The sequence below is a fragment of the Streptomyces sp. 4N509B genome (assembly GCF_052245655.1).
GTDB lineage: Bacteria > Actinomycetota > Actinomycetes > Streptomycetales > Streptomycetaceae > Streptomyces.
In genome coordinates, this window is record NZ_JBQQBZ010000020.1 from 74636 (window position 1) to 99835 (window position 25200).

A 25200-nucleotide genomic window follows, 5' to 3' on the forward strand; every position below is an offset into this window, starting at 1 on the left:
AGCGCGGCGCGTCAGAACAGCGCCTGCCCGTTCAGCTGGTCGCTGATCGAGGGCAGCGACTGAAGGAGGCTCCGCGGGCTGGTCGCCTCCTCGACGAGCGTCCTGGTCACCTGGCCGACGAACTGGCCGCCGGTCTGGCCGACGTCGCGCGAGGCCTGCTCGACGACGGGCGTCACCGCCGGCATGGTCGCCTGGACGGCCTCGCCGCCCGCCTGCCTGACCAGCTGGTTCCCGGTCTTCACCGTCTCGTTCACGGCCTCGTTCACGGCGTCGCTGTCCAACACGGTCAGCGCCCCGGTCAGCCCGTTCAGATCCGCCGGCAGTCCGCTGGCGTGGGCGTCGGCGCCCGTGGCCACGACGGGAGCGGCGCCCGCGGCGAGCACGAGCGCGGCCTGGGCCATGCGGCGCTTGAGAGGGTTGGACATGTTGCTCCTTCGGGATGACGTGCGAAGTGTGGGTGGGTGCGCCGTGCCTATCTGCTCAAGGGCTGGTGAAGTTGCGGCCTTCGTTGGTAAAGGATTGGCAATGTGCCGCCATGTCCCTTCCGTCGGCACATCACCCGAAACGGCACGGTGCGCGCGGGGCCCACACGACGTCTAGCCGGCCGGGAACATCCCGAGCCGCAGACCGCCCACGGCCCCGCCGGCGGTGAGCTCCTCCTCGGTCGGCTCCCGCCAGCCGTCCGAGGACCGGTCGGCCTCCCAGATCCGCTCCCCGTAGTCGATCCGCCGGATGCCCAGCTCGGCGGCGTGCGCCACCGCCCAGTGCGCCAGCTCCCACCCACGGTCGGGACCGTCCGCGCTCGCCGCGGCCTCGCCGGACGCGTCGGGGGACGCCTCGGGGGTCAGCAGCAGCCCGCCCTCGGGGCCCTCCTCGACGGTCACCGGCACCTGCCCGCCGAACTGGCGGTCGACGCGTTCCGCCGTCTCCTCCGGCCGCCCCGGCACCGGCTCGTCGCCGACGACGCAGTTCAGCGCCGCCGCGCGCCGGCCGGTCAACGCCGCGGCCAGCAGCGCCGCCTCCTCCTCGTGCTGGGCGTACGCGTCGGGGAAGCCGCTGCGCTGCACCGCCTGCGCGGCCTCGGTCAGGGGCAGCGTCTCGTAGTCGGGCACCTCGACGAGATGGTCGTAGAACTGTTCGGCCGCGTACACCGGGTCCAGGATCTCCTCGGGCGTCCCCCACCCCTGCGACGGGCGCTGCTGGAACAGGCCGAGCGAGTCCCGGTCCCCGTAGTCGATGTTGCGCAGCCGCGACTCCTGGATGGCGGTGGCGATCGCTATCGTCACGGCGCGCTCCGACAGGCCGCGCGTGGAGCCGACGGCGCCGATGGTCGCGGCGTTCGCGGCCTGTTCCAGCTCAAGCGTCATGCCGGTCTCGCCGTCGGGCAGGCTGACCGCGCAGTGCGGCTCCGCCGGCTCCGACAGGTCGAGCCGGCTCACCGCGTAGGCCGCGGAGGCGGCCACCAGCAGCGCCGCGGACGCGCCGAGGGGCCAACGGCGACGGCGGCGGGTGGATGGACGTTCGGACATCCGCACACCGTAGCGGCTGTCTCCGCGCTGGTCACCCGGCCGTTGGCCACCTGCCGGTACCGTGACGTCATGCAGCCAGTCGCCCCCGCCACCCCCGCCCCGTCCGACGCTCCCGTCCGCCTCGACCTGGCGCTCGACGCCGCCGCGCTCACCGCGCGGCTGGTGGACGTCCCCTCGGTCAGCGGCACGGAGGCGCGGCTCGCGGACGCCGTGGAGGCCGCCCTGCGCGAGCTGCCGTGGCTGCGCGTGGACCGCCACGGGAACAACGTCGTGGCCCGCACCGAGCTCGGCCGCGCCGAGCGGGTGGTGCTCGCCGGGCACATCGACACGGTGCCGGTCGCGGACAACCTCCCCTCCCGCCTGGACGAGGACGGCGTGCTGTGGGGGTGCGGCACCTGCGACATGAAGTCGGGCGTCGCCGTGCAGCTGCGCGTGGCCGCCACCGTGCCCGAACCGGTCCGCGACCTGACGTTCGTCTTCTACGACAACGAGGAGGTCGAGGCCGAGCGCAACGGGCTGCGGCACCTCGCCGCCGAGCACCCCGAGTGGCTCGCGGCCGACTTCGCCGTGCTCCTCGAACCGTCGAGCGGGCAGGTCGAGGGCGGCTGCCAGGGCACGCTGCGGATGCTGCTGCGGCTCGCGGGCCAGCGGGCCCACTCGGCCCGCTCGTGGATGGGCTCCAACGCCATCCACGCCGCCGCGCCCGTGCTCGCCCGGCTCGCCGCGTACGAGCCGCGCCGCCCGGTCATCGACGGCCTGGAGTACCGCGAGGGCCTGAACGCCGTGCGGGTCGAGGCCGGCGTGGCGGGGAACGTCATCCCGGACGCCTGCACCGTCGCGGTCAACTACCGCTACGCGCCGGACCGCGGCCCCGAGGAGGCGGTCGCCCACGTCCGGGAGGTCTTCGCGGACTGCGGCGTCGCCGAGTTCGTCGTCGAGGACCACGCCCCGGGCGCCCTTCCCGGCCTGAGCCACCCGGCGGCCCGCGCCTTCGTCGAGGCGGTCGGCGGCCAGCCGCGGCCCAAGTACGGCTGGACCGACGTCTCCCGCTTCAGCGCCCTCGGCGTCCCCGCCGTCAACTACGGCCCCGGCGACCCGAACCTCGCGCACCGGCGGGACGAGCGGGTCGAGACGGCGTTGATCACCCGCTGTGAGGAGCGGCTGCGCGCCTGGCTGAGCGCGTAGCCTTCGATCACGAGGCCCTCTGGCCCGGAGAGCTCCGGGCCCCGGACATCCCGGCCTCCCGGCCCCCGGCCTCCCGGCCCCCGGCTTCCCGGCGCCTTCGGCCCGGAAGGCTGGCACCCGGGGACGTCCGGGGCCACCGGGACGTTCGGAAGGCATGGAGCCGGGGCCTCGGTCAGCCCTCAGCCGAGGAGACCTCCGGTCGAGCCATCAGTCGAGGAGAGCACACCATGCACGACAGTCCCCCCGAGCGGACGCGCGACGCAGAGCCCGAGCGGAGCCAGGGCGGTGACGCGGCCTGGCCGTCGGCCGACGGCCGCAGGGAGCAGCGCCTCGGCCCGGTGGTGCGGCGCCGTGGCCAGGTGATGACCGGGACGGCCGACCAGCGGCTGCTCGACACCAGGGGGCCCACGGACTGGGTGCACCACGACCCGTGGCGGGTGCTGCGCATCCAGTCGGAGTTCGTCGAGGGCTTCGGAGCCCTCGCGGAGCTGGGCCCCGCCATCTCGGTCTTCGGCTCGGCCCGCACGCCCCCCGGCTCCCCGGAGTACGAGCTCGGGGTGCGCATCGGCGCGGGGCTGGCCGAGGCCGGCTTCGCCGTGATCACGGGCGGCGGTCCCGGCGCGATGGAGGCGGCCAACCGCGGCGCCAGCGAGGCCGGGGGCGTCTCGGTCGGCCTGGGCATAGAGCTGCCCTTCGAACAGGGGCTCAACGAGTACGTCGACATCGGCGTCAACTTCCGGTACTTCTTCGTGCGCAAGACGATGTTCGTCAAGTACGCGCAGGGGTTCCTCGTGCTCCCCGGCGGCCTCGGCACCCTCGACGAGCTCTTCGAGGCGATGACCCTCGTCCAGACCAGGAAGGTGACCCGCTTCCCGATCGTGCTCGTCGGCACGGCGTACTGGCAGGGCCTCGTCGACTGGGTGCGGGAGACCGTCATCGCCCAGGGCAAGGCCTCCGCGCCGGACGAGGGCCTGTTCCAGCTCACCGACGACATCGACGAGGCCATCGCCCTGGTCACCAAGCCCTGAGCCTCCCGCCACCGCATCCGCCGGGGCCCGGCGGACGAGCCCGGGGCCGTGTCGCCGCCCGTCGCTGCCCGTCGTCGCCTGGCGCCGTGGGGTCGCCCGTCGCCGGCTACGCCAGGCCCCGGCGGGCCACCGCCGGCGGCCTGCGGCCGGCGATGGAGGCGACCATGTCGAGGACGTCGCGGGTCTCCGCCACCTCGTGCACGCGGTAGACCCGCGCCCCGAGCCACGCCGAGACGGCCGTGGCGGCGAGCGTGCCGAGCAGCCGCTCCTTGACCGGGCGGTCCAGCGTCTCGCCGACGAAGTCCTTGTTCGACAGCGACACCAGCACCGGCCAGCCCGTCGCCGTCATCTCGTCCAGGCGCCTCGTCGCCTCCAGCGAGTGCCGCGTGGCCTTCCCGAAGTCGTGACCCGGGTCGATGATCACCGCGTCCCGGCGGACGCCGAGCCGCACGGCGCGCTCCGCCAGCGCCAGCGTGTCCCGCAGGATGTCGGCCATGACGTCCTCGTACGTCACCCGGTGCGGGCGGGTGCGCGGCGCGGCGCCGCCCGTGTGGGTGCAGACCAGGCCCACGCCGTGCCGGGCCGCCACCTCGGCGAGCCGGGGGTCGGCGCCGCCCCACGCGTCGTTCAGCAGGTCGGCACCGGCCTCGCAGACGGCCTCGCCCACCTCGTGCCGCCAGGTGTCGACGCTGATCACCACCTCGGGGAAGCGGCGGCGGACCTCGGCGACGAACCCGGCGGTGCGGCGGATCTCCTCCTCGACGCCCACCTCCGCGCCGGGCCCCGCCTTCACCCCGCCGATGTCGACGATGGCCGCGCCCTGGGCCACCACCTCCCCGACACGCTCCATCGCGGCCTCGTCCCGGAACGTGGCGCCCCGGTCGTAGAACGAGTCGGGCGTGCGGTTCACGATCGCCATGATCACCGACTCCTCGGGAGGGAACTCACGCGGCCCCAGTCGCAGCATTCCGCTCAGCTCTCCGATCTCGCTCTTTCCGTCCACGCCATCATCCATGTCATCCACGCGTTCCGCTTTCGACGCTACCTTCCGGGACTGTCAGTGCTTTGTGCGACGATCAGCGGGTCCCTCGGAAGTCACGGATGTGCGGGGAAGGGGAGGAGAGGTCGTGTTCTGGTTCCTTGTGGCGGCGATGGTGGTGGTGATCGCCGCGGTCACGCTGGCGGTGCTCGGCAGCGGTGACGGCTCGGGAGGGCCGGTCACCGGAGGGCTGCCCGAGGCCGAGCCGGACCGCATCGACGACCCGCTGCCGCTCCACCGGCCGGTTCTCCCGGCCGACGTGGTCGCGGTCCGTCTTCCCGTCGCCCCCCGCGGATACCGTATGGCCGAGGTCGACGAGGTGCTCGACCGCCTCGCCGCGGAGATCGCCGAGCGCGACGCGCGCATCGCCGAGCTGGAGACGGCGCTCGCCGAGACCCGGCTCACGGCTCCGCGCGAGGAGAGCCAGGCCGGCGGATCCGGCGCCTCGACCGACTAACAGGGTGTTCGCCGTGGTGAAGGCGCAATCGCCGAATTGAGGGGGTTTGCGGGCGCGCGTTGCCGAAGGGATACCGGCCGATGTTGGTCACGAGGTCGTTCGATGCGAGATAATGAGTGAAGCAACGTGTTCGATGCCGATAGCGCTTCTCGTTGTCGGCTGCGATGAGCTGGTTCAGGAAGGGGAACGAGCATGGCGGCCATGAAGCCGCGGACGGGCGATGGCCCGCTCGAGGTGACCAAGGAGGGGCGGGGGATCATCATGCGCGTTCCGCTCGAGGGTGGCGGGCGACTCGTCGTCGAGCTGAGCCCCGACGAGGCGGTGGCCCTCGACGAGGAACTGAAGAAGGTGACCAGCTGAACCGCCCCGCATCGCGCCGGCCCTTCGCCGCCGCCGAATGCCCGGACGAGCGGCGGTCACCGATGTCGGTCTTATCGGCGCTGCCTCGGCCCCGTCACGGCGCTGTCCCGGATCACTCCGGGGCGGCGCCGTACGTGTCTCCCGGCTCGTCACTCTCCGCGGGAGGAACGCTCACCCTTCGTGGGCGCGAACGGCGGACGCCGACGGTCCCGTGACGACACGGCCGTGACGCGCGCCGTCCCGGACCTGTCAGAAGGGCTCGCGACGCCCGGCGACCTCCCCGCCGCGTTGGCGCCGGTCGCCGGCCTCCCGCCGGTCGACTCCCTCCTCCCGCTCGCGCGGAGCCGCGCGACGCCGCGTTCCGGTCCGCCGGCAGCCCGCCACCGGGCACGACGTCACCGGGGACGACGGGGAGGCCCTCAGGCGCGGGCCGCGCAGAGCAGCCCGTCGCCGACCGGGAGGAGGGCGGGCACCAGGTCCTTGCTCTCGCGCACCGCCCGCAGCAGCTCGCGCAGCCGCAGCACCTCCGCCGGCTGGATCCCGGAGTCCACGGTGCGGCCGTCGGCGAACACGCCGGTGAAGCAGACCAGCCCTCCCGGCCGCAGCAGACGCAACGATTCTCCGAGGCATTCCAGGCACTCCAGCCGGCTGCCGTCGTAGAAGACCAGGTCGTAGCCCCCGTCGGTGAGGCGGGGCAGGACGTCCAGCGCGTGTCCGGAGATCAGCCGGGTCCTGTTGGCGGCGAAGCCGGCCATGCGGAAGGCCTGCCGGGCGAACTGCTGACGCTCCGGCTCGATCTCCACCGTGGTGAGCACACCCTCCGGCCGCATGCCGTGCAGCAGGTAGATCCCCGAAACGCCGGTGCCCGTGCCGATCTCCACCACCGCGCGGGCGCCGGCCGCGGCGGCCAACAGGCGCAGCGCGTCCCCCGTGCCGGGGGAGACGGAGCGCAGACCGGCGTCACGTGCACGGTCCCGGGCCCAGCGCAACGCCGACCCCTCGCTGCTGTCGGCGTCCGGTGCGCCGTACGCCTCGGCGAACGCCCAGCTCGTCAGCCGGTTGCCGGTAATGGCCCTCTCCTGTCCCCGTCTGTCACGCCCTCTGAGGGTATCGACTCTCCTGGGGAACAGCTCGGCTGGACCAGACGTTGGACCCCATGACCGGTGGTCGCGCGACCGGCTCGAAAAGACGGTCAAAAATGCTTATCCGGAGCTAACGGGTGAGGTGGTTATGGTAGGGGCCCCACTGGACACCACCAGAGCCGACAGGGGAGGTGCGGCCAGGTCCGCGAGCCGGGGGGTGCTGGGGCGCCTACTCCGCTCGTCCGACAGGCCGAATTCCGTGACAGAGCACGCTGACGTCGCCCGACCACACGACGCCGCCAGGCCCGTCGAGAGCGCCACGGCCACCGCCGAGATGGCGACCTTCGGCACGGGCTCGGACGGCGAGCCGTGGGCGCCTCCCAGCTGGGAGGAGATCGTCAGCACCCACAGTGCCCGGGTGTACCGCCTGGCCTACCGCCTCACGGGGAACCAGCACGACGCCGAGGACCTCACGCAGGAGGTCTTCGTCCGTGTCTTCCGCTCGCTCTCCACGTACACCCCCGGCACCTTCGAGGGCTGGCTCCACCGCATCACCACGAACCTCTTCCTCGACTCGGTGCGGCGCCGGCAGCGGATCCGCTTCGACGCGCTCGGCGAGGACGCGGCCGACCGGCTGCCCAGCCGCGAGCCCACCCCCCAGCAGCACTTCAACGACACGCACTTCGACGCCGACGTGCAGCAGGCGCTCGACACCCTGGCCCCCGACTTCCGCGCCGCCGTGGTGCTGTGCGACATCGAGGGCCTGAGCTACGAGGAGATCGCCACCACCCTCGGCGTGAAGCTCGGCACCGTCCGCAGTCGGATCCACCGCGGCCGTTCCCACCTGCGGAAGGCCCTCAAGCACCGCTCGCCCCGCGTGCGTGGTGAGCAGGACGAGGCCGGGCCGTACGAGGGGCGTCAGGCCCACGAGGAGCACGAGACCCTGCTGGCCACCGTGCCCGCCCCCGCCGCCCCCGCGGCGGAGGAAGGCAGGGCCGGGTGACCAGCACCGCCGAGACCGGGCCAGCGGACCAGCATCTCGGGGAGAGCCTCGCCGCGCTGATCGACGGCGAGCTCTCCCACGACCGCCGGGACCGCGTGCTGGCGCACCTGGCCACGTGTCCCAGCTGTAAGGACGAGGCCGACGCCCACCGCCGGCTCAAGAGCGTCTTCGCCGCCAGCCCGCTGCCCACCCCCTCCGCCACGCTGATGGCTCGCCTCCAGGGCCTGCCCGCCACGGGCGGGGACCCGGGGTCCGACGCCATGCCGCCGCCGGGCCCCCCCTCGTCCTCGTCCTCCTCCTCGCGCGAGGAGGCGTTGGACCCGTTCCCCCCGATCTCGCCGCCCGGGGGGAGAGGACGCTCCTCGTTCTTCGCGCAGCCCCTGCTGGACGCCCGGCGAGGCTTCCGGATACACGAGCCGGGGGCCGCGACGCGCTCGCAGCGCGGTCACCGGCTTGCCTTCGCCGCCGCCGGCGCCGTGTCGCTGGCGGCCTTCGCTCTGGGGGGTGCCGTGACCAGCCCGAGCACCGCCACCACGACGGCCGCGGCCGGCGCCGGGGGAGGCACCGTCGCCGCGGGCAGCGGCGCGCCGTCCACCACCTCGCCGGTGAGCACGGTCCGCACCGTGGGAGCCCGGCTGGAGAGCACGGAGGAGGCGTCCCAGGAGACACGCGGGGCGCAGACGACACAGGACGCGACATGGCCGGTCGGCCAGGGCACGCGCCTTTTCCCGGTCCTTGGGCCCATACTGGCACCGGATCCGGGGTTCTCGGGGTCGACGACCTCGCTGCCGGCACCCATGTTCAGCACCCACGCCCCCGTGGGCGGGCTGGGCATCGTCGGTGGTGTCGACCCGCGTTGAGCCGGGTTCCGTGACCGGGTGGCGGGCCACCTGGTTGAATCCCCTACCGGAGACTCGGACTAGCCGGTAACAGCGCGGCGCACACGATGGGGACGGGCATGGAGAACCGGAACAGCGCTTCCTGGGGGTCCTCCGGGCGGAGCCAGAGGGAGGACTCCGAGGCGCGGCACGGCGAGGAGGCGTACAGCACGCCTCCCTACGGGCAGCCGGGTCCCTGGGCCCCCGCACCGCCCGTGCAGCGCCCCGACCCCACGCCGCCCGGCGGCGTCCGCACCGGCACGCTGGCGCCGGCCCCCGCGGCGGCCGACGCTGCCCGCGGCGGCACGCCGTCCCACGGCACCCCCACGGGGCAGGCGCCGACGGGCCAACCGCCGACGGGCCAGGTGCCGACGGGCCCGCCTCCCGGGACCGCCGCGGTCCCCCCCGCCGCGAGCCCGGGCGCCCCGGCCCCGGGTGTGGGCCAGCCGGCCGGTCATCCCACCGCCCAGACGGCGCCGCCCCACGCGGCCCCGCCCCAGGCGGGGGCGCCACAGCCTTCGCCGGCCCCGACAGGCGCGCATCACGTGCCCCAGGGCCACGCCCCGGCGCAGGCCACCGCCTCGCTCCCGGGTGAGCCGCTGCACCGGTACGACCCGTGGGGCGCCACGGGCGCCGGCGCCGGCGGCGTGCCGCCGGCCCCCGCGGCACCCGACGCGAGCCCCCGCCGGGGACGCCGCGGCCGGCTCGTCGCGGGCGCCGCCGCGATCGCGCTCGTCGCGGGCGTCATCGGGGGCGTCATCGGCGTGCAGCTGGAGCGCGACGGCGCCTTCACCGAGGTGGACCTCCCGCAGACCGGCTCGCAGGAGCGGCCGCCGGCGGAGGGCAGCATCGCCGGCATCGCCGAGGCGGTGCTGCCGGGCGTGGTCACCCTGCACGTCTCGGGCACCGACGCGGCGAGCACCGGCACCGGCTTCGTCCTGGACGACCAGGGCCACATCCTCACCAACGCGCACGTCGTGGACCCGGCCGGGGAGAGCGGCGTGATAGAGGTCACCTTCAGCAGCGGCGACACCGCGCGGGCCGAGATCGTCGGATCCGACGCCGGGTACGACCTGGCCGTCGTCCAGGTCAGCGGCGTCTCCGGGCTGACCCCGCTGGAGCTCGGGAACTCCGACAGCGTGCGCGTCGGCGACCCGGTGGTCGCGATCGGCGCCCCGTTCGACCTGGAGGGGACCGTCACCTCCGGCATCATCAGCGCCACCGAGCGCCCCATCACCACCGGCGGCCTGGAGCTCGACGGCTCCGACGTGAGCTACGTCAACGCCCTCCAGACCGACGCCCCGATCAACCCGGGGAACTCCGGTGGCCCGCTCGTGGACGTCAACGGCCGGGTCATCGGCATCAACACCGCGATCCGCACCCCCGACTCCGGGGGCATGGAGGGCGGCTCCTCCGGCAGCGTCGGCCTCGGCTTCGCCATCCCGATCAACCAGGGCAGCAACGTCGCCGAGCAGTTGATCAACGTCGGCTACGCGAGCCACCCCGTCATCGGCGTGATGCTCGACACGAGCTATCCGGGCGAGGGCGCCAGGGTCGCGAGCACCACGGGCGAGCCGGCCGTGGTCCCCGGCGGCCCCGCCGACCAGGCCGGCGTCCAGGACGGCGACATCATCACCGCCGTGGACGGGCAGCGCGTCCGCAGCGGCGACGAGCTCATCGTGAGGATCCGCAGCTACCAGCCGGGAGACGAGCTGGCGTTGACCATCGACCGCAACGGTCAGGAGACCGAGGTCATCGTCGTGCTCGGTGAGGAGACGGGTGGCTGAGGGGGCGTGACGGCCCGGTGAGAAGACGCGAGGCGGCGGACTCCCATCGGTGGCTACGGGCAGGTACCGTTGCCCATGACCGTATGCGTGGTATGCGTGCGCGACACGAGCCCGGATCGCCGGGATGAGTCGGGATTGAGGGAGCTGTCAGGTGTTCTTCGACATAGGGTCCCTGGAGTTCATGTTCCTCATCGTGCTGGCCATCCTGGTCTTCGGCCCCGAGAAGCTGCCGAAGATGATCCAGGACGCCGCGCGGTTCGTTCGGAAGATCCGCGAGTTCTCCGACAGCGCCAAGAACGACATCCGTAACGAGCTCGGTCCGGAGTTCAAGGACTTCGAGCTGGAGGACCTGAACCCGCGCACCTTCGCCAAGAAGCACCTGCTGGACAACGACGACCTCGGGCTGAAGGAGCTCGGCCAGAGCCTCGACATGCGCAAGGAGCTGACCGAGGTCGCCGACTCGGTCAACGGTCGGCCCACCAGGACCAACGGCAAGAGCGGCGCGGGCCTCGGCAAGGGGCTGTCGAAGGGTCGTGGCGCGGGCGCCGCGGCCACCTCCGCCTCCGCCGGCTCCTCCTCGACCGCCACCGCGAGCACCGCGGCGTCGGGGACCGCCTCGGAGGGCTCCGCCACGGCTGAGCCGGTGCGGCTGGCCAAGGACGGGGACCAGGCTCCGGCCGCCACCCCCCGCCAGGACCTGCCGCCGTTCGACGCCGACGCCACCTGAGGCCGACGCCACCTCGCTCGACACCGTCTGAGACCGGCACCGTCTGGGGCCCGCGCCCCGGCGGGCCTGCGAACGCGAGCCTGACGGCGGCAGCTCACCCACCCGAGACGCGCGCCGTCCGCGCGCGGCACGTTCCGACGTCCCCACGCCCGACGCCCCCACGCCCGACGACGGCTGCTTCGCCACCCTCCCCTCGCGTGGTCGCCCCTGGCGTCGCCGGTGCGCCGTCCCCGTCCCGCCGTTCGTGGCACGGGGGGCGCACGGGGAGACGGTGTTCCCCGCCTGCGCGCCTGTTCGAGGGCATATGACACCGCCTGATCCCTGCTCATGCCCGACACCCCGGACCCGGCTGGCTATCCTCCCTATGTCCGGGGTGTGCCCAGGACGAGGGCAACAAGGAGGCGTCGCACACGATGGAGACGACGAGTCGGGCAGTGCCGCAGGACGCGGCCGGCACCCCCTCACCCCAGGGGGTGCCAGGGGCCCGCCGCGCGGTCGACGGCTATCTGATGGCCGGCTTTCCCTGGTACGGACTTGACGAGGCGTTCACCGGCCCGCGCTGGCTGATGCAGGTCGGCATGGCCGCCGACGGCGCCGTCGAGCACGGCTCCACGGGCCACGGCGACGAGCCGTCGCTCCGCGGCGAGCTGGGCCACGGCGACCAGCGCTTCACCGTGGTCGTGACGGTCGCCGACCGGCCGCTGCGCCGTAGCCCCGACGGCACGGGTGTGCTGGAGGCCACCTCGGTCTCCTCAGCGGCCTGGCTGGCCGGCTCCGGTCTGCTGTCGTGCACCTGGCCGGCCCAGATGGAGCGGGCGCTGCGGCAGGACTGGCTGGAGCAGCAGACCGCCATCGCGTGGGAGCTCGCCGACGACCTGCACGGAGGTGGCTGGTCCGCCCTCTCCCTGCCGGTGGACGGCGAGCCCACGGACTTCCACTACCGGGAGTCGGAGTACGGCTGGGTGCTGGCCGGCGTGGCGCGCCACGGCGTCCACATCGGCGCGTACGGGCGCGGTATGAGCGCCTACGGCCTCGGCTTCGCCGTGATCAAGGACATCGAGAGCTACGCCTGAGCGCGGAGCGCCTGAGCCCCGGCGGGCGGCGCGTCGGCGGACGGCCCAGGAGACGGGACCGCCCGTGCCGCCCGTGCCGCCCGTGCCGTGCGTTCAGGCCCGCCGGGTCGGCGTGAGGCTCAGGGACATGCCCGCCAGGCCCCGCTCGCGGCGCGCCAGCGAGGACGCGACCGAGCGCAGCGCCGACCCCGCGGGGGAGTCCGGGTCGGTCAACACCACGGGCTTCCCCTCGTCGCCCCCCTCGCGCAGCCGCACGTCGATCGGGATCGTGCCGAGCACCGGCACCTTCGCGCCCGTGGCCCGCGTGAGCCCGTCCGCGACCCGCTGGCCGCCGCCGCTGCCGAAGACGTCCATCATCTCGCCGCAGTGCGGGCAGGGCATGCCGGACATGTTCTCCACCACGCCGACGATCTTCTGGTGGGTCTGCACGGCGATCGAGCCGGCCCGCTCGGCGACCTCGGCCGCCGCCTGCTGAGGCGTGGTCACCACGAGGATCTCCGCCCCCGGCACGAGCTGCGCCACGGAGATCGCGATGTCGCCCGTGCCGGGCGGCAGGTCGAGCAGCAGCACGTCGAGGTCGCCCCAGTAGACGTCGGCCAGGAACTGCTGGAGGGCCCGGTGGAGCATCGGGCCACGCCAGACCACCGGCGCGTTGCCCGGGGTGAACATGCCGATGGAGATGACCCGCACCCCGTACGCCGACGGCGGCATGATCATGTTCTCGACCTGGGTGGGCCCCCCGTCGGTGCCCAGCATGCGGGGCACCGAGTGGCCGTAGATGTCCGCGTCCACGACGCCCACGCTGAGGCCGTCGGCCGCCATGGCCGCCGCCAGGTTCACCGTCACGGAGGACTTGCCGACGCCGCCCTTGCCGGAGGCCACGCAGTACACACGGGTCAGCGAACCGGGCTTGGCGAACGGCACCTCGCGCTCGGCCTGACCACCGCGCAGCGAGGCAGCGAGCTCGCGGCGCTGCTCGTCGCTCATCACGTCCAGCTCGACCTCGACGCCCGTGACGCCGGCCACGCCGCGCACGGCCTCGGAGACGTTGGTCCGGAGGGTGTCCCGCATCGGACAGCCCTGGATCGTGAGGTAGATCCCGACGCGCACGACACCGTCGGGCGCGACCACCACCGACTTCACCATGCCGAGGTCGGTGATGGGGCGCCGGATCTCCGGGTCCTCGACCCGGGCCAGGGCGGCCCTGACCGCCGCCTCGGTCGGGGCGGTCCCGGGGATGTCGGTGCGGGTCTCAGTAGCCATGCCCCGATGGTACGGCGCACCCGCGACAACCCGTCGCCCGGCGGCCGGTACGCTGCCGCTCGTGACAGCGACGCGCCCCGTGACGACCGGTCCTGCGCTGCGTCGGGCGGCGCGCACGTGCCTCGCCGGTCTGCTCCTCGCCGGCACCGCCCTCGGCTGCGGCGGCGGGTCCGAGGAGGAGACCAACGGCATGGAGGACCTCTCCGCCGACGAGATCGAGGAGCGGGCCAGGGAGGCGGCCGGCCGGGCCCGCACGGTCCTGCTGACGGGCACGGTCATCTCGGGCGACGCCTCGTACCGGATCGACATGCGGCTCGGCGAGAACGGCGGCACGGGCGAGGTCTCCGCCGACGGCGGCACGACCTTCGAGCTGTTGCGGATCGACGAGGAGCTCTTCCTCCGGGCGGACGAGGCGTTCTGGCAGGCCGAAGAGCTGCCGGCGGAGCTGGAGTCCGACCCGGCGAAGAAGCTCGACGACATGTACGTCGCCGTCGCCCCCGACGACCCGGCCTACGAGGAGCTCAGCGGCTTCACCGACAAGAACGTGCTCCTCGACGGCCTCCTCACGCTCCAGGGCGAGCGGGAGACCGGCGACCGGAGCGAGGTCGGCGGCGTGAGGACGATACGGGTCGAGGCCGACGGCGGCGCGGGCGGCGTCATGGAGGTGGCGCTCGTCGGCCGGCCCTACCCGCTGCGGCTGGAGCGCGGCGGCAACGCGGGCCAGGTCACGCTCAGCGAGTGGAACGAGGACTTCCCGCTGAACCCGCCGGTGGAGGAGCAGATCGTGGACTACGGCGAGGACATGATCACCGAGGGGGACGGCGACGGCGAGTAGCCGGGAGGCCGTCCCCCGTACGGGGACGCGCTTCAGCGCTCGGTGGTCGCGACGGCGGCGAACGCGGACGCCGAGTCGACGTCGACCCGGCGTGGTCGAGCGAGCGGGTGGACAGGTCCCGCCCGGTGACGGACGCGCCGGTGCGGGCCAGGCGCGTGGTGTGGGGACCGGGTCCGCGGCCGAGGTCGGCGACGCGACGTCCCGCGCGGACGTCGAAGCGGTCGATGATCCATGCCACGACCCGTTCGAGGGACTCCGCCCGGCAGGAGGAGAGATCGAGGCGGGGGTCGAGGCGCGCGGCGAGCATGCGCTCGGAGAGGTGTGGGTGGGGTGAGTGGTGTGGGGAGCGGCCCGGTTCGGCGGTGCGGTGACGGGACGGGCCTCAGGGACGGGCCTCCGGTCCGCGCCTCGGGTCCCTCGGGTCCGCGCCTCGGTCCCGGTCTCAGCTCGACGCGCCGCCGGCCGCGTCCCCCGCGTGGCCGCCCCGGGCCCGACGGCCGCCGCGACCCCGCCGCACCGGGAGCCCCGAGGGGCGCTCCACGCGGGTGCTGGCGGGCGTCGGACGCGGCGGCTCCGCCTGTGAGTCGGCCGGCATGGAACCGGGTCGCTGCACGGCCGCCCCCGCGGGCGTGAGCCGCAGCACCCGACAGGCGCGGGCCCAGTGGTCGGCCAGGCCCTCGGCGTCGGGGGCGTTGAGCCGCTTGCCCCTCAGCTCCGCCACCACCGCCTGCCACGCCTCGCCCCGCGGCGGCAGCTCGGCCACGCGCGCCGGCCACACGATGAGCCGCCCGCCCTTGTCCTTGCTGCGGCAGGTGACGGTGGCCCGGCCGCCGTCGGTCAGCCCGAGGCCGTCCAGCGGCTGCTCGCCCGGCCCGCCGACCAGGCAGACGGCGCCGTCGTGCCACACGTGCCACAGGGCGCGCGACGACCCTCGCTCGCCCCGCACCCACACCAGGGCCGACTTCTTCGCCGACTCCTCGATCAGGGCGCGGTCCAGCAGCTCGCCATCCATGGGTGGGAGCGTAGGGCCTCGGCCCCTTCCCCGCCAGGCACGACGGCCGGGCGAACGTTCCGCTCAGGGAGCGGTCCGAGAGGCTCTGTGGCGGGAGTCAGGCGGAGAGCCCGAGGGCCGCCATGCGGCGCGTGTGCGCCTCGGTGATCCGGGAGAACATCCGGCCGATCTCCGCCAGGTCGAAGCCGTCGGAGACCCCGCCCACCAGCATCGTCGACAGGGCGTCCCGGTCCGCCACGACCCGCTGCGCCTGTGCCAGCGCCTCGCCCATCAGCCGCCGCGCCCACAGCGCCAGCCGCCCGCCGGCGGGCGGGTCCGCCTCGATCGCGGCCCGCACCTTCTCCACCGCGAACTCCGCGTGCCCGGTGTCGTCCAGCACCCCGAGCACCAGGGCGCGGGTGTCGGAGTCGAGGCGGCTGGCCACCTCGCGGTAGAAGTCGGCCGCGATCGCGTCGCCGACGTACGCCTTGACCAGGCCCTCCAGCCAGTCCGAGGGAGCCGTCATCCGGTGGAACTCGTCCAGCGGCGCCGCGAAGGGCTCCATCGCCGCCGTCGGCTCCTCGTCGATCTCCTCAAGCCGCCGCGTCAGCTGCTCGAAGTGGTGGAACTCGGCCGCCGCCATCCGCGCCAGCGCCGCCTTGTCGGCCAGCGACGGCGCCAGCTTGGCGTCCTCCGCCAGCCGCTCGAACGCGGCCAGCTCGCCGTAGGCGAGCGCCCCGAGCAGGTCCACGACCGCCGCCCGGTACCGCGTGTCGCTGCTGGCCCGCGGCCAGTCCTGCGCGGCGACGCCCGCCGTGGCCTCTGAGTCCCCGGCCGCCCCGGACCCCTTCGCGGTGCCGGTGTCCCCGGTCCTCGCGGTGTCTTCGGGGTTCTCGGAGTCCTCGGTGGCGTCGGCAGGAGCGGGGGTGTCGGGCGGCGTCTCCATGGTCAGCACAATAGCCCCCCGCCCGCTCCGCCCACGTCCGTGTGGCCAGGGAGGGGAGGACGCCGAAACGTGAGGTGTTCCACAGCCTGCCGTATGTGCGGTGTTCCGGGGTAGAGTGATATAGCGGTCCACTCGCCGTTCAGATGAGCGTGATGTCAGACGGGCGTCGGGCCGGAACCGCTTCCGAAGCTGCGGATGCCCGGTCGGTGGCCCGATCGGCTCCGACCTGACCAGCCCGCCGCGCGGGCCGTGCGTCCCGCACGCGCACCGCGCGAGGGGACCCGCTCGCGCGGTGCGTGCGCTTGAGCGAGATGACCGGGTCCCGCGCCGGACAGCCCTCCCCGGGCGTCACCAACCGGCGCGGTCCACACGACCCGCCTCGCCGCCGCGTGCCCGCACCACACAGAATGAGGCAGAACGCTGTCCGCTACGACAACCACAACATTCCGAGACCTCGGAATCCTGGCCGAGACCGCTGAGGCGCTCGACGCCGTCGGGATCACCGTCCCGTTCCCCATCCAGGAGATGACCCTCCCCGTCGCCCTCGCCGGCGCCGACGTCATCGGCCAGGCCAAGACCGGCACGGGCAAGACGCTCGGCTTCGGCCTGCCGCTGCTGGAGGCGGTCACCGTCCCCGCCGACGTCGAGGCCGGGCGCGCCAAGCCCGAGCAGCTCACCGACACGCCGCAGGCGCTCGTCGTGGTCCCGACCCGTGAGCTGTGCCAGCAGGTCACCAACGACCTCCTCACCGCCGGCAAGGTGCGCAACGTCCGCGTCCTGTCGATCTACGGCGGCCGTGCGTACGAGCCGCAGGTCGAGGCGCTGACCCGCGGCGTGGACGTCGTCGTCGGCACCCCGGGCCGCCTGCTCGACCTGGCCAGCCAGCGGAAGCTGCGGCTGTCGCACGTGCGCTGCCTGGTGCTGGACGAGGCCGACGAGATGCTCGACCTGGGCTTCCTGCCCGACGTCGAGAAGATCATCGAGCTGCTGCCCGCCCGTCGGCAGACGATGCTCTTCTCCGCCACCATGCCCGGCCAGGTGATCTCCCTCGCCCGGCGGTACATGAACCAGCCCACCCACATCCGAGCCTCCGAGCCGCACGACGAGGGCGCGACCGTCGCCAGCATCTCGCAGCACGTCTTCCGCGCCCACTCGCTGGACAAGGTGGAGATGGTGGCGCGGATCCTCCAGGCCAACGGGCGCGGGCTCGCGATGGTCTTCTGCCGCACGAAGCGGACCGCGGCCGACGTCGCCGAGCAGATGACGCGGCGCGGCTTCGCCTCGGCGGCCGTCCACGGCGACCTCGGGCAGGGCGCGCGCGAGCAGGCGCTGCGCGCGTTCCGCAACGGCAAGGTGGACGTGCTGGTCTGCACGGACGTCGCCGCCCGCGGCATCGACGTCGACGGCGTCACGCACGTGATCAACTACCAGACGCCCGAGGACGAGAAGACCTACCTCCACCGCGTCGGCCGCACCGGCCGGGCCGGGGCGGTCGGCACGGCCGTCACGCTGGTGGACTGGGACGAGATCCCGCGCTGGCAGCTGATCAACAAGGCGCTCGACCTGCCGTTCGCCGACCCGCCCGAGACGTACTCGACCTCCGAGCACCTCTTCCAGCAGCTCGACATCCCCGAGGGCACCCGCGGCGTGCTGCCGCGCGCCGAGCGGACCAGGGCCGGGCTGGACGCGGAGGAGCTGGAGGACCTCGGCGGGCGTGACAGCCGTCGCCAGCCGCGCGAGCGTGACCGCGACCGCGACCGCGAGCGGACGCGCACCCGCACCCAGACCCGCACGCGCCAGCGCCGCCGCACCCGCGGCGGGGTGGCGGTCGAGGGCACCGCGAGCGGGAACGGCGAGGGCGCGCAGCGGCCCGCCGCCTCCGCCGTGGAGCCGGAGGGCTCGAATGCGGCAACGGCAACGGCAACGGCGACGGCGACGGCCGCGCCGGCCGCCGCCCAGCACACCGCGCAGCCCACCGACGAGGCGGGACAGGCCACGGCCAGGCCGCGCCCGCGCCGTCGGCGTCGCCGCCGCACCGGCGTCGCGTCGGCCCAGGACCAGGCCCCGACCCAGGCTCAGGCGCGAACCGCGGCTGACCAGGGGCCCGCCGAGTAGACCCGGCCCCGGCCGGTTACGCTCGCACGGTGAGCAGACCCCCCTTCCTCCATCTCCCGGACGGCGTGCGCGCGACACGACTGGCCACCCGGCGCGGCGAGTTCGCGGTGCTCGACGCCGAGCCCGCCGCGACCGGCGTGGAGGCGTCATCCGCGTCGCCCGCGTCGCCCGCGGGCACGGCGCGGACGACGGGGGCGGCGGGGGCGACGGGGACGGCGGGGACCGTGCTGCTGGTCCCCGGGTTCTCCGGCAGCAAGGAGGACTTCGTCGCGATGCTCGCCCCGCTGGCCGAGGGCGGCTACCGCGCCGTGGCCGTGGACGGCCGCGGCCAGTACGAGACCCTCGGCACCTCCGCCCGCCACGCCTACGGGCTCGGCGCGCTGGCCGAGGACGTCCTCGCCCAGGCCGAGGCGCTCAGCCCGCCGGCGGGCGCCACGGCCGGCCGGCCGCTGCCGCTGCACCTGGTCGGCCACTCGCTGGGCGGCCTGATCGCGCGCGGCGCGGTGCTGCGCGCCGCCGCGCGGGGACTCGCGCCGTTCACCTCACTCACCCTGGTCGCCTCCGGACCCGGACGCGTCGCGCGCTGGCCGCGCTGGCGACTGCGGGCGTTGTCGGCCACCATGCCGTTCCTCGGCTCCGACGGCATCTGGCGGGTGCTCAACCCGCGCCCCAGAGCGGACGAGGTCTCGGCGTTCCTGCGCCACCGTTGGCTCTCCAACGCGGCGACGCAGCTGCTCGTGACCGGCCGCACGCTGCGCCACGAGCCCGACCGCGTCGCGCGCCTGGCCGCCACGGGGCTGCCGGTCCACGTCGTCTCGGGCGAACGCGACGGCGTCTGGCCGGTCCGGCTGCTGGACCGCATGGCCGAGGTGCTCGACGCCCGCCGCACCGTGATCAGGGGGGCGGAGCACTCCCCGAACGCGGAGCGCCCTCTCGGCACCGCCGCCGCGCTCCTCGACTTCTGGCGCTCGACCGCCCCACCCCCGCCCTCCGGCCGGCGGCCGAGCGGGAACGCCGAGACGCGGCCGGCGACGAGCGGCTGACCGCGGGGGAGCCACGAGTGCGTGGCTGATCGCCGCCGACGGCCCGGCTCGTCCGGGTTCGTCCCAGCCGGCGAAAGAGTGATGAAAGCGCGCTACGGCAGTGTTCGCCTTTCCCCGACCCGACGTTTCGGGCCGGCCAGACGCGACCACGCACGGAAGAAGCATGTCCAGCCCACAGCACCAGCCGCAGTACCAGCCGCAGTTCCCGTCCTCGCATCCCCAGCAGCCGCCGCACCAGCAGTACCAACAGCCGGCGCAGGCGGTCGCGTCGCCGCCGCCGTACCCCCAGCCGGCCGCGGCCGGGCCCGGCGGCCCGCCCGTGCCGCCTCCGCCGGCCGCCGGCCGTTCGAAGCGGCCGAAGGTCCTCCTCGCGATCGTCGTCGTCCTGGTGCTGCTCGCCGGGGCGGTCGGCGCGGGCGTCCTCCTCCTCGGCGGCGACGACCGGCCGGCCATGGCGACCCACCCGGACCTCACCGAGCTCTCCTTCCCCGACGCGGACGCCCTGAGCTACGAGGAGGGCGAGGACGCGCACTGCGCCGCCGTCGAGGAGCTGCTGGCCCCGCGCGGCTACGCCCTCTTCAACACCGAGGGCGGCAACGGCATCAGCTGCATGCTGGGCACGCCCGGCACCTCCTCGCTGGAGGACGGCTCCACCAGCATCAGCCTCCAGGTGGCGCTCACCCGGGGCGGCGAGGCGGGCTCCCAGTACGAGCGGTATCTGGACACGACCGTGGAGGGCACGGAGAACCTGGCCGAGGACACCTCCTTCACCTTCAGCGAGCTGTACGAGTTCCCGGTGGGGGAGGAGGGCTTCCTCAGCCAGAACGAGTGGACCGGCGGGCCGTCGGGCAGCGCGACCGCCGGGTTCCGCTCCGGCGACGACACCTTCTACGTCCACCTCAGCGGCAGCGTCCTGCGCCACGACGAGGACACCCCCAACGAGCTGCTGACGATGGACGTCACCCGCCAGGAGCTCGTGGACGTCGTGAAGGCGCTCGGCGGCGACGACTCGGCGGGCGAGCCGCTGATCACGCCGGTCGAGATGGCCACCTACGAGGGCCTGCCCGAGCTGGACGCGCCGGGGCTGGCGGAGGGTGCCTCGGCCGAGGAGCGGTGCGCCGTGGTGGCCGACGTCGCCGCGGAGCTCGGCTCGGACCCGGACAGCGTCAACTCCGCCGACGGCACCGTTCCCACCACGGTCTGCTCCTACCAGCGCAGTCTGGAGACCGAGGACTACGGCGCGAACGGGATGCCCATGTGGCGCATCGAGGTCACCGAGGACGCCTACGGCAGCGCGCCGGAGAACCTGATCCCGACGGAGGAGCTCGGACGCGACCTCGGGGACATCATGTCCGAGCCGGAGGACCCGTTCATGGAGGGCGACGTGATCACCCTCGGCGAGCTGTACGAGCTCCCGGTCGGCGAGTCGGGGTACATGATCTACTCGCACTCCGTGGGTGAGCACAGCTACGGCTCCTCGACCCAGCTCCGCGCCGGATACGTCCTCGACAACGGTGCCTACATGCAGTTCCGCGTCACCGGTGGCGAGTACGGCGACGACGGCTTCGAGGGCTACTCGGAGGAGGCGCTCGTGGAGGTCTTCATGGACCTCCTCACGGCGATGGACGGCTGAGCGCCGCGCCGCTGGTCGTGGCGCCGGCCGTGGGCGGGGCCGCGTCGGCCGCCACGGCCAGCCGCCAGGCCCCGCTGCCGGGCTCCGCCATCAGCGCGGCGGGGTCGACGACCCCGGCCCGACGGATCCACGCCACGAGCAGGGCGCGGATCTGCTCGGTGCCGGCCCACAGCCGGGGGGCGTCGGGCACGTGCGGGAAGTCCCCTCCGCCGGCCGCGCGGTACTCGTTGACCGCGAGGACGAAGACGGCGTCGTCGGCGACCCCGCGGTCGGTGGCGGGATGGCGCAGCGCGGTGACGCGGGAGCCCGGCGCCCGGGACGGGTCGATCACGTAGCTCACGCCGCTGACGGCGTCGAAGTGGTAGTCCGGTGTGCCGTCCGCGTTGGTCAGCTCCGCCGGGCGGGAGAGGTCGGGGGAGCGGACGAAGTACCGGGCGGAGTGCTCCAGGTAGTCCCGCAGCTGGGCCCCGGTGACGAGCCGCGCCTCCAGCCGGCCCTCGTAGGGGTACATCCCGGCGACGTCGCGGAGGGTGATCGGACCGGCCGGGAGCCCGGCGGTGCGGGAGACGCAGGCCGCCTGCGACAGCACGGGCAGGCCGGCGTGGGGCGTGCCCGCGAGCGCGCGGCGGACGGCCTGGCTCTGCACGTGGTTGAGGAGGCGCACGAGCGGGACGTCACGGTGGGGCGCCTCGGCCGCCGTCATCGCCGCCGTCGCCCGGCCGATCACCTGGTTGACGCGGGCGAGGACCCGGCGGTGGGGCTCCTCGACGAGCCGGAGGACCGCCGGGTCCTCCGCCGCGCGCGTCGCGTCCAGGAGCGTGGCCGTGACGGACGCGACCCGCCAGCCGTCGTCCTCTCCGGTCGCGTTCCGGCTCCCGTTCCTGGTCCCGTCCCTGGTCACCTCGATGTCGAAGCGGCTGACCCGCTTCCCCCAGTACAGCGGCTCGGAGAGCACCACCTCGCGACCGGTGGCGGCGTTGCGGACGCGCCGCTCGGGTATCTCCAGGTGCGCGTGGCCGACGAGGACCGCGTCGACGCCGGGGACCCGCTCGGCGACGAGCGCGGCGGCGTGCTCGGCGTGCGGCAGCCGCCGTCCGTAGGAGGAGGCGCCGTCGGCGCCGGAGTGGGCGGCCACGACGACGACGTCCGCCCCGGCGGCGCGCAGCCGGGGCACCCAGGCCGCGGCCTGCTCCGGCAGCCCGTCGAAGGTGAGCGCACCCTCGACGTGCGCCCGGTCCCAGACGGCGGTGCCCGGCGTCGTCAGCCCGAGCACCCCGACCGTCACGCCGGGGCCGACGCGGGTGAGCAGGTACGGCGGGAACGCCGGCCGGCCGGTGCGGGCGTCGAGGACGTTCGCGCCGAGGAGGGGGAAGGCGCACTGGCGTTGGAAGGCGCGCAGCAGCGGCAGGCCGTGGTTGAAGTCGTGGTTGCCGAGGACGGCCGCGTCGTATCCGAGGGCGTTCATCGCGGCGGCCATGGGGTGGACGGGCGCGTTCGGGCCGGTGATGGGCTCGACCCGGGCGAAGTGGTCCGCGAGTTCCGAGCCCTGGATCGTGTCGCCGGCGTCGAGCAGCAGCGTGTTCGCCCGGCCGCGCGCCGTCCGCACCTCGTCGACCACGGTCGAGACCTTGGCCAGCCCGACCGCCAGCTCGCCCTCGTGTGCCGTGTTCGCCACGTAGTCCCAGTTGAGGACGTGCCCGTGCAGGTCCGTGGTGCCGAGGACGGTGAACGTGTACGAGGACGGCGTGGCCGACATGCGACGGGGACCTCCTGCTGCGAGCGGCGCTGGGTGCGGCGCGTACCTCGCGTCGCGCGCCCCCGTACGTTACGACGCGCCCGCCAGGTGAAGGCGACGAGCGTGCCGCGCCCGTCCCTCCTGTCCGCCCCGGCCTGCCGAGCCGCCGGTGGTCGCCCAGACCTAGACTGAGTCATGACCGGCAGTCGCGAGGAGCCTGATGGACACCAAGACCTACGAGCGCCTGCGTACGATCGCACGCGAGCTCCCCACCGAACCGCCGGTCTGGGCGATCGAGATCGACGAGCAGGGCATCACCATGATGATGAGCCCGGTCAAGCGACACGAGCTCGTCACGCTCCGCCTCCGCCGCCAGCTCGACGCCCAGCTCGGTGCCACCCACCCCGGGTACGTCGCACACAGCGGGCCGGAGATCGAGGCACCGGCGATACAGCGCATGAGGCGCCCGGACCTGGTGGTCCTGCCAGAGGCGGTGTTGGAGGAGGAGGACGACTACGTCAATCCCGTGGACGTCGCCCTCGTCGTCGAGGTGGTGTCGCGCAGCAACCCCGACAACGACTACGCCCGCAAGACGGTGGACTACCCGGCGATGGGAATCCCGTTGTACCTGCTCGTCGATCCCCGGAAGTCCACCGTCTCGGTCTTCGGCGACCCGGGACCCACGCCGGAGGGCACCCGTTACCGGTCGCGCCACGACCACGTCTTCGGCGACACCGTCGCCGTCGGGCCGTGGACGGTGGACAGCGGGGAGTTCCTGCCGTACGGCGACCGGTAGGAATCCGACAGACAGTCGCCCCCCGAAGACCTACGCCGTGATCGGCTTGGCGCCCTTCGCGCGGGCGACGATCTCCTCGTACGCCTCGGGCGAGGTCAGGTCGTTGCCCAGGCCGACGTCCTTGACGTCGCCGTGGTAGTCGCTGGCGCCGGTGGTGATGAGGCCCAGGTCGGCGGCCATGGCGCGCAGGCGGGCGCGGTTGGCCTCGTCGTGGTCGTAGTGGTCCACCTCGAAGCCGTCGAGGCCGGCCTCCTCGGCGAGGCGCGCGATGGACTCCTCGGTGGCGACCTCGCCGCGCAGCACCGCCAGCGGGTGGGCGAAGATCGCGACGCCGCCCGCGTCGTGGATCATGCGGACGGCCTTGTACGCGTCGAGCTCGTGCTTGTGGACGTGGGCCCGGCCGCCGTCGGCGATCCACTCCAGCGTGAAGGCGTCCTTGACGGTCGGGACGACGCCCGTCTCGACCATCGCCGCCGCGATGTGCGGGCGGCCCACGGCGCCGTCGCCCGCGAGGCGCTGGACCTGCTCCCAGGTGACGGGGACGTCCAGCTCGTTGAGCTTGGCGATGATCGCCTTGGCGCGCGGCACGCGGTCGTCGCGCAGCAGCTCGCGCTGGGCGGCCAGCTCGGGCTCCTCGGGGTCGAACAGGTACCCGAGCATGTGGATGCTGACGCCGTCGAGGCGGCAGGAGAACTCCGTGCCCGTGACCAGGGTCATCCCCTCCGGCAGCGCGGCGGCGGCCTCGGCGTGGCCGCCGACCGTGTCGTGGTCGGTGAGGCCGACGACGTCGAGCCCGGCGGTCGCCGCGTTGCGGATCAGCTCGGTGGGGGAGTCGGAGCCGTCGGAGGCGGTCGAGTGGGTGTGCAGGTCGATGCGCACGGGAGGGTGCTCCTGACGATGCGGAGGGGGCGAGGGGCGCGGGAGCGCGGCGAGGCAGGGCCCAAGAATAACCGGGCCGTGAACGGCCCTACGACGGGTGCACACCCGTTCAGGACGCGTTCAGGACAGCGTTTCAGGACAGGGCGCGGCGCGGCGTTCAGGGACGTCAGGACAGGATGCGGGGGGAGAGCGCGCCGCAGGGGACGAGGTCGATCTCGGAGCCGGCGTCGCGGAGGTCGGCCAGGACGAGGCTGTCGTAGAGCAGCAGGCCGCACGGTGCCGGCCAGACCACGGCCCACAGCCACAGGCCCATCGCCTCGCCCGCGAAGACGACGCGGTCCTCGGGGGCGCCGTTCACCTGCCACAGGGAGGTGGGGCGGCCGGCGGCGACCACCTTGGTGGGTGGCGGGAGGTCGGTGCGCAGCCGGGGACCCGGGTCGGGGCCGTCGACGCCCGCGTACCGCGCGCCGAGGCCGACGCCGAGCTCCTCGGCGACCAGCAGCAGCTCGCCGGGGCCGCCCAGCGGGCTCGGGCCCGAGCAGGCCACGGCCGTGGCCCGGCCGCCGGTGCGGTCGTCACCGGCCAGGGCCACGCCCGTGAAGAGCCAGCCGACGGGGAGGGGCCAGGGCATCCAGACCGGGACCCGGGCGCGGCGCACGGTGACGGTGAGCGCCTCGGCGCTGGGGCGGACGACGGGCTGCATCGGATGAACCGGTCCGTGGGCGGCGCACTGCCAGGAGTCGGCGAAGAGCCCGGGAGCCCTCACCCGGCCTCCGCACCTCGGGCAGCTCGGTTCGCCCCTCATGAGCACCAACG

General features: G+C 74.2%; 24 protein-coding genes. 14 read left to right on the forward strand and 10 right to left on the reverse strand.

The genetic code is table 11. The features are described 5' to 3' along the window. Window positions 1-11: 11 nt before the first annotated feature. Entirely contained in the window at window positions 12-425 is a 414-nt protein-coding gene (locus tag ACTWP5_RS19110) for an ATP-binding protein (RefSeq protein ID WP_443222222.1), read from the reverse strand. 171 nt (window positions 426-596) lie between these two features. Further along, window positions 597-1529, reverse strand: a complete 933-nt coding sequence (locus ACTWP5_RS19115) for a hypothetical protein (protein WP_443222223.1) — start codon at window positions 1527-1529, stop codon at window positions 597-599. A gap of 69 nt (window positions 1530-1598) precedes the next feature. Here ACTWP5_RS19115 and dapE point away from each other — a divergent pair, with 69 nt between their 5' ends. Both dapE and ACTWP5_RS19125 read left to right on the forward strand, forming a co-directional pair. Further along, entirely contained in the window at window positions 1599-2714 is a 1116-nt protein-coding gene (gene dapE / locus ACTWP5_RS19120) for a succinyl-diaminopimelate desuccinylase (RefSeq protein ID WP_443222224.1), read from the forward strand. A 227-nt stretch (window positions 2715-2941) separates the two neighbouring features. Next, window positions 2942-3742: a TIGR00730 family Rossman fold protein gene (locus tag ACTWP5_RS19125; protein WP_443222225.1), complete on the forward strand. Its 801-nt coding sequence runs from the start codon at window positions 2942-2944 to the stop codon at window positions 3740-3742. Window positions 3743-3848: 106 nt separating this feature from the next. Here ACTWP5_RS19125 and folP read toward each other — a convergent pair whose 3' ends face one another. Then, window positions 3849-4709, reverse strand: coding sequence for a dihydropteroate synthase (folP, locus tag ACTWP5_RS19130; RefSeq protein ID WP_443222264.1), 861 nt, complete (start codon window positions 4707-4709; stop codon window positions 3849-3851). Between the two features lie 160 nt (window positions 4710-4869). Between folP and ACTWP5_RS19135 the strand changes: the two genes are divergently transcribed. Next, the gene (locus ACTWP5_RS19135) at window positions 4870-5238 is read left to right on the forward strand and encodes a DivIVA domain-containing protein (protein WP_443222226.1); all 369 of its coding nucleotides are present in this window, start codon (window positions 4870-4872) and stop codon (window positions 5236-5238) included. Window positions 5239-5430: 192 nt separating this feature from the next. Next, complete coding sequence (locus ACTWP5_RS19140) at window positions 5431-5598, forward strand: DUF3117 domain-containing protein (RefSeq protein WP_443222227.1); 168 nt, start codon at window positions 5431-5433, stop codon at window positions 5596-5598. Window positions 5599-6017: 419 nt separating this feature from the next. Here the strand turns inward: ACTWP5_RS19140 and ACTWP5_RS19145 are convergent, their stop codons facing one another. Then, the gene (locus tag ACTWP5_RS19145; protein WP_443222265.1) at window positions 6018-6668 is read right to left on the reverse strand and encodes an O-methyltransferase; all 651 of its coding nucleotides are present in this window, start codon (window positions 6666-6668) and stop codon (window positions 6018-6020) included. A gap of 160 nt (window positions 6669-6828) precedes the next feature. On the opposite strand from ACTWP5_RS19145, the gene sigE reads away from it, so the two are divergent. The 5 genes from sigE (at window position 6829) to ACTWP5_RS19170 (ending at window position 12148) form a co-directional block, all read left to right on the forward strand. Then, window positions 6829-7683 (forward strand): RNA polymerase sigma factor SigE, encoded by an 855-nt coding sequence (sigE, locus tag ACTWP5_RS19150; protein ID WP_443222228.1) that lies wholly within the window; start codon window positions 6829-6831, stop codon window positions 7681-7683. After that, window positions 7680-8543 (forward strand): anti-sigma factor family protein, encoded by an 864-nt coding sequence (locus ACTWP5_RS19155; RefSeq protein ID WP_443222229.1) that lies wholly within the window; start codon window positions 7680-7682, stop codon window positions 8541-8543. Before sigE ends, ACTWP5_RS19155 begins: the two co-directional genes overlap by 4 nt. 98 nt (window positions 8544-8641) lie before the next feature. Further along, the gene (locus tag ACTWP5_RS19160) at window positions 8642-10348 is read left to right on the forward strand and encodes a trypsin-like peptidase domain-containing protein (RefSeq protein WP_443222230.1); all 1707 of its coding nucleotides are present in this window, start codon (window positions 8642-8644) and stop codon (window positions 10346-10348) included. Between the two features lie 151 nt (window positions 10349-10499). After that, window positions 10500-11075 carry a sec-independent translocase gene (locus ACTWP5_RS19165; protein ID WP_443222231.1) on the forward strand — a complete coding sequence of 192 codons (576 nt, stop codon included), beginning with the start codon at window positions 10500-10502 and terminating at the stop codon, window positions 11073-11075. 413 nt (window positions 11076-11488) lie between these two features. Then, entirely contained in the window at window positions 11489-12148 is a 660-nt protein-coding gene (locus ACTWP5_RS19170; protein WP_443222232.1) for a hypothetical protein, read from the forward strand. Window positions 12149-12241: 93 nt separating this feature from the next. Here the strand turns inward: ACTWP5_RS19170 and ACTWP5_RS19175 are convergent, their stop codons facing one another. Continuing rightward, window positions 12242-13411, reverse strand: a complete 1170-nt coding sequence (locus tag ACTWP5_RS19175) for an Mrp/NBP35 family ATP-binding protein (RefSeq protein ID WP_443222233.1) — start codon at window positions 13409-13411, stop codon at window positions 12242-12244. A 61-nt stretch (window positions 13412-13472) separates the two neighbouring features. Between ACTWP5_RS19175 and ACTWP5_RS19180 the strand changes: the two genes are divergently transcribed. Further along, window positions 13473-14246, forward strand: coding sequence for a hypothetical protein (locus ACTWP5_RS19180; RefSeq protein ID WP_443222234.1), 774 nt, complete (start codon window positions 13473-13475; stop codon window positions 14244-14246). Window positions 14247-14688: 442 nt separating this feature from the next. Here the strand turns inward: ACTWP5_RS19180 and ACTWP5_RS19185 are convergent, their stop codons facing one another. Continuing rightward, window positions 14689-15258, reverse strand: a complete 570-nt coding sequence (locus tag ACTWP5_RS19185; protein ID WP_443222235.1) for a hypothetical protein — start codon at window positions 15256-15258, stop codon at window positions 14689-14691. A 97-nt stretch (window positions 15259-15355) separates the two neighbouring features. Next, complete coding sequence (locus tag ACTWP5_RS19190; RefSeq protein WP_443222236.1) at window positions 15356-16183, reverse strand: ferritin-like fold-containing protein; 828 nt, start codon at window positions 16181-16183, stop codon at window positions 15356-15358. Between the two features lie 525 nt (window positions 16184-16708). On the opposite strand from ACTWP5_RS19190, the gene ACTWP5_RS19195 reads away from it, so the two are divergent. From ACTWP5_RS19195 to ACTWP5_RS19205, 3 genes are all read left to right on the forward strand, one after another. After that, on the forward strand, window positions 16709-18298 hold the full coding sequence (locus ACTWP5_RS19195) for a DEAD/DEAH box helicase (RefSeq protein ID WP_443222237.1): 1590 nt from the start codon (window positions 16709-16711) through the stop codon (window positions 18296-18298). A gap of 29 nt (window positions 18299-18327) precedes the next feature. Beyond that, complete coding sequence (locus ACTWP5_RS19200; protein ID WP_443222238.1) at window positions 18328-19341, forward strand: alpha/beta fold hydrolase; 1014 nt, start codon at window positions 18328-18330, stop codon at window positions 19339-19341. A 163-nt stretch (window positions 19342-19504) separates the two neighbouring features. After that, window positions 19505-20974, forward strand: a complete 1470-nt coding sequence (locus ACTWP5_RS19205; RefSeq protein WP_443222239.1) for a hypothetical protein — start codon at window positions 19505-19507, stop codon at window positions 20972-20974. Here ACTWP5_RS19205 and ACTWP5_RS19210 read toward each other — a convergent pair. Continuing rightward, window positions 20955-22730, reverse strand: coding sequence for a bifunctional metallophosphatase/5'-nucleotidase (locus ACTWP5_RS19210; protein WP_443222240.1), 1776 nt, complete (start codon window positions 22728-22730; stop codon window positions 20955-20957). The two genes, ACTWP5_RS19205 and ACTWP5_RS19210, sit on opposite strands and share 20 nt — an antisense overlap. A gap of 199 nt (window positions 22731-22929) precedes the next feature. Here ACTWP5_RS19210 and ACTWP5_RS19215 point away from each other — a divergent pair, with 199 nt between their 5' ends. Next, complete coding sequence (locus ACTWP5_RS19215; RefSeq protein WP_443222241.1) at window positions 22930-23505, forward strand: Uma2 family endonuclease; 576 nt, start codon at window positions 22930-22932, stop codon at window positions 23503-23505. Between the two features lie 30 nt (window positions 23506-23535). Here ACTWP5_RS19215 and ACTWP5_RS19220 read toward each other — a convergent pair whose 3' ends face one another. Beyond that, window positions 23536-24384 (reverse strand): PHP domain-containing protein, encoded by an 849-nt coding sequence (locus ACTWP5_RS19220; RefSeq protein WP_443222242.1) that lies wholly within the window; start codon window positions 24382-24384, stop codon window positions 23536-23538. A 166-nt stretch (window positions 24385-24550) separates the two neighbouring features. Then, the gene (locus ACTWP5_RS19225) at window positions 24551-25189 is read right to left on the reverse strand and encodes a DUF6758 family protein (RefSeq protein ID WP_443222243.1); all 639 of its coding nucleotides are present in this window, start codon (window positions 25187-25189) and stop codon (window positions 24551-24553) included. Window positions 25190-25200: the final 11 nt, after the last annotated feature.

What these genes read in the sequence shown, in the direction of transcription:
- ACTWP5_RS19110 (WP_443222222.1), bottom strand. Translation starts at nt 425, where the DNA reads ATGTCCAACCCTCTCAAGCGCCGCATGGCCCAGGCCGCGCTCGTGCTC.
- ACTWP5_RS19115 (WP_443222223.1), bottom strand. Translation starts at nt 1,529, where the DNA reads ATGTCCGAACGTCCATCCACCCGCCGCCGTCGCCGTTGGCCCCTCGGC.
- dapE (WP_443222224.1), top strand. Translation starts at nt 1,599, where the DNA reads ATGCAGCCAGTCGCCCCCGCCACCCCCGCCCCGTCCGACGCTCCCGTC.
- ACTWP5_RS19125 (WP_443222225.1), top strand. Translation starts at nt 2,942, where the DNA reads ATGCACGACAGTCCCCCCGAGCGGACGCGCGACGCAGAGCCCGAGCGG.
- folP (WP_443222264.1), bottom strand. Translation starts at nt 4,709, where the DNA reads ATGCTGCGACTGGGGCCGCGTGAGTTCCCTCCCGAGGAGTCGGTGATC.
- ACTWP5_RS19140 (WP_443222227.1), top strand. Translation starts at nt 5,431, where the DNA reads ATGGCGGCCATGAAGCCGCGGACGGGCGATGGCCCGCTCGAGGTGACC.
- sigE (WP_443222228.1), top strand. Translation starts at nt 6,829, where the DNA reads ATGGTAGGGGCCCCACTGGACACCACCAGAGCCGACAGGGGAGGTGCG.
- ACTWP5_RS19160 (WP_443222230.1), top strand. Translation starts at nt 8,642, where the DNA reads ATGGAGAACCGGAACAGCGCTTCCTGGGGGTCCTCCGGGCGGAGCCAG.
- ACTWP5_RS19170 (WP_443222232.1), top strand. Translation starts at nt 11,489, where the DNA reads ATGGAGACGACGAGTCGGGCAGTGCCGCAGGACGCGGCCGGCACCCCC.
- ACTWP5_RS19175 (WP_443222233.1), bottom strand. Translation starts at nt 13,411, where the DNA reads ATGGCTACTGAGACCCGCACCGACATCCCCGGGACCGCCCCGACCGAG.
- ACTWP5_RS19185 (WP_443222235.1), bottom strand. Translation starts at nt 15,258, where the DNA reads ATGGATGGCGAGCTGCTGGACCGCGCCCTGATCGAGGAGTCGGCGAAG.
- ACTWP5_RS19190 (WP_443222236.1), bottom strand. Translation starts at nt 16,183, where the DNA reads ATGGAGACGCCGCCCGACACCCCCGCTCCTGCCGACGCCACCGAGGAC.
- ACTWP5_RS19195 (WP_443222237.1), top strand. Translation starts at nt 16,709, where the DNA reads ATGACCCTCCCCGTCGCCCTCGCCGGCGCCGACGTCATCGGCCAGGCC.
- ACTWP5_RS19205 (WP_443222239.1), top strand. Translation starts at nt 19,505, where the DNA reads ATGTCCAGCCCACAGCACCAGCCGCAGTACCAGCCGCAGTTCCCGTCC.
- ACTWP5_RS19210 (WP_443222240.1), bottom strand. Translation starts at nt 22,730, where the DNA reads ATGTCGGCCACGCCGTCCTCGTACACGTTCACCGTCCTCGGCACCACG.
- ACTWP5_RS19215 (WP_443222241.1), top strand. Translation starts at nt 22,930, where the DNA reads ATGGACACCAAGACCTACGAGCGCCTGCGTACGATCGCACGCGAGCTC.
- ACTWP5_RS19225 (WP_443222243.1), bottom strand. Translation starts at nt 25,189, where the DNA reads ATGAGGGGCGAACCGAGCTGCCCGAGGTGCGGAGGCCGGGTGAGGGCT.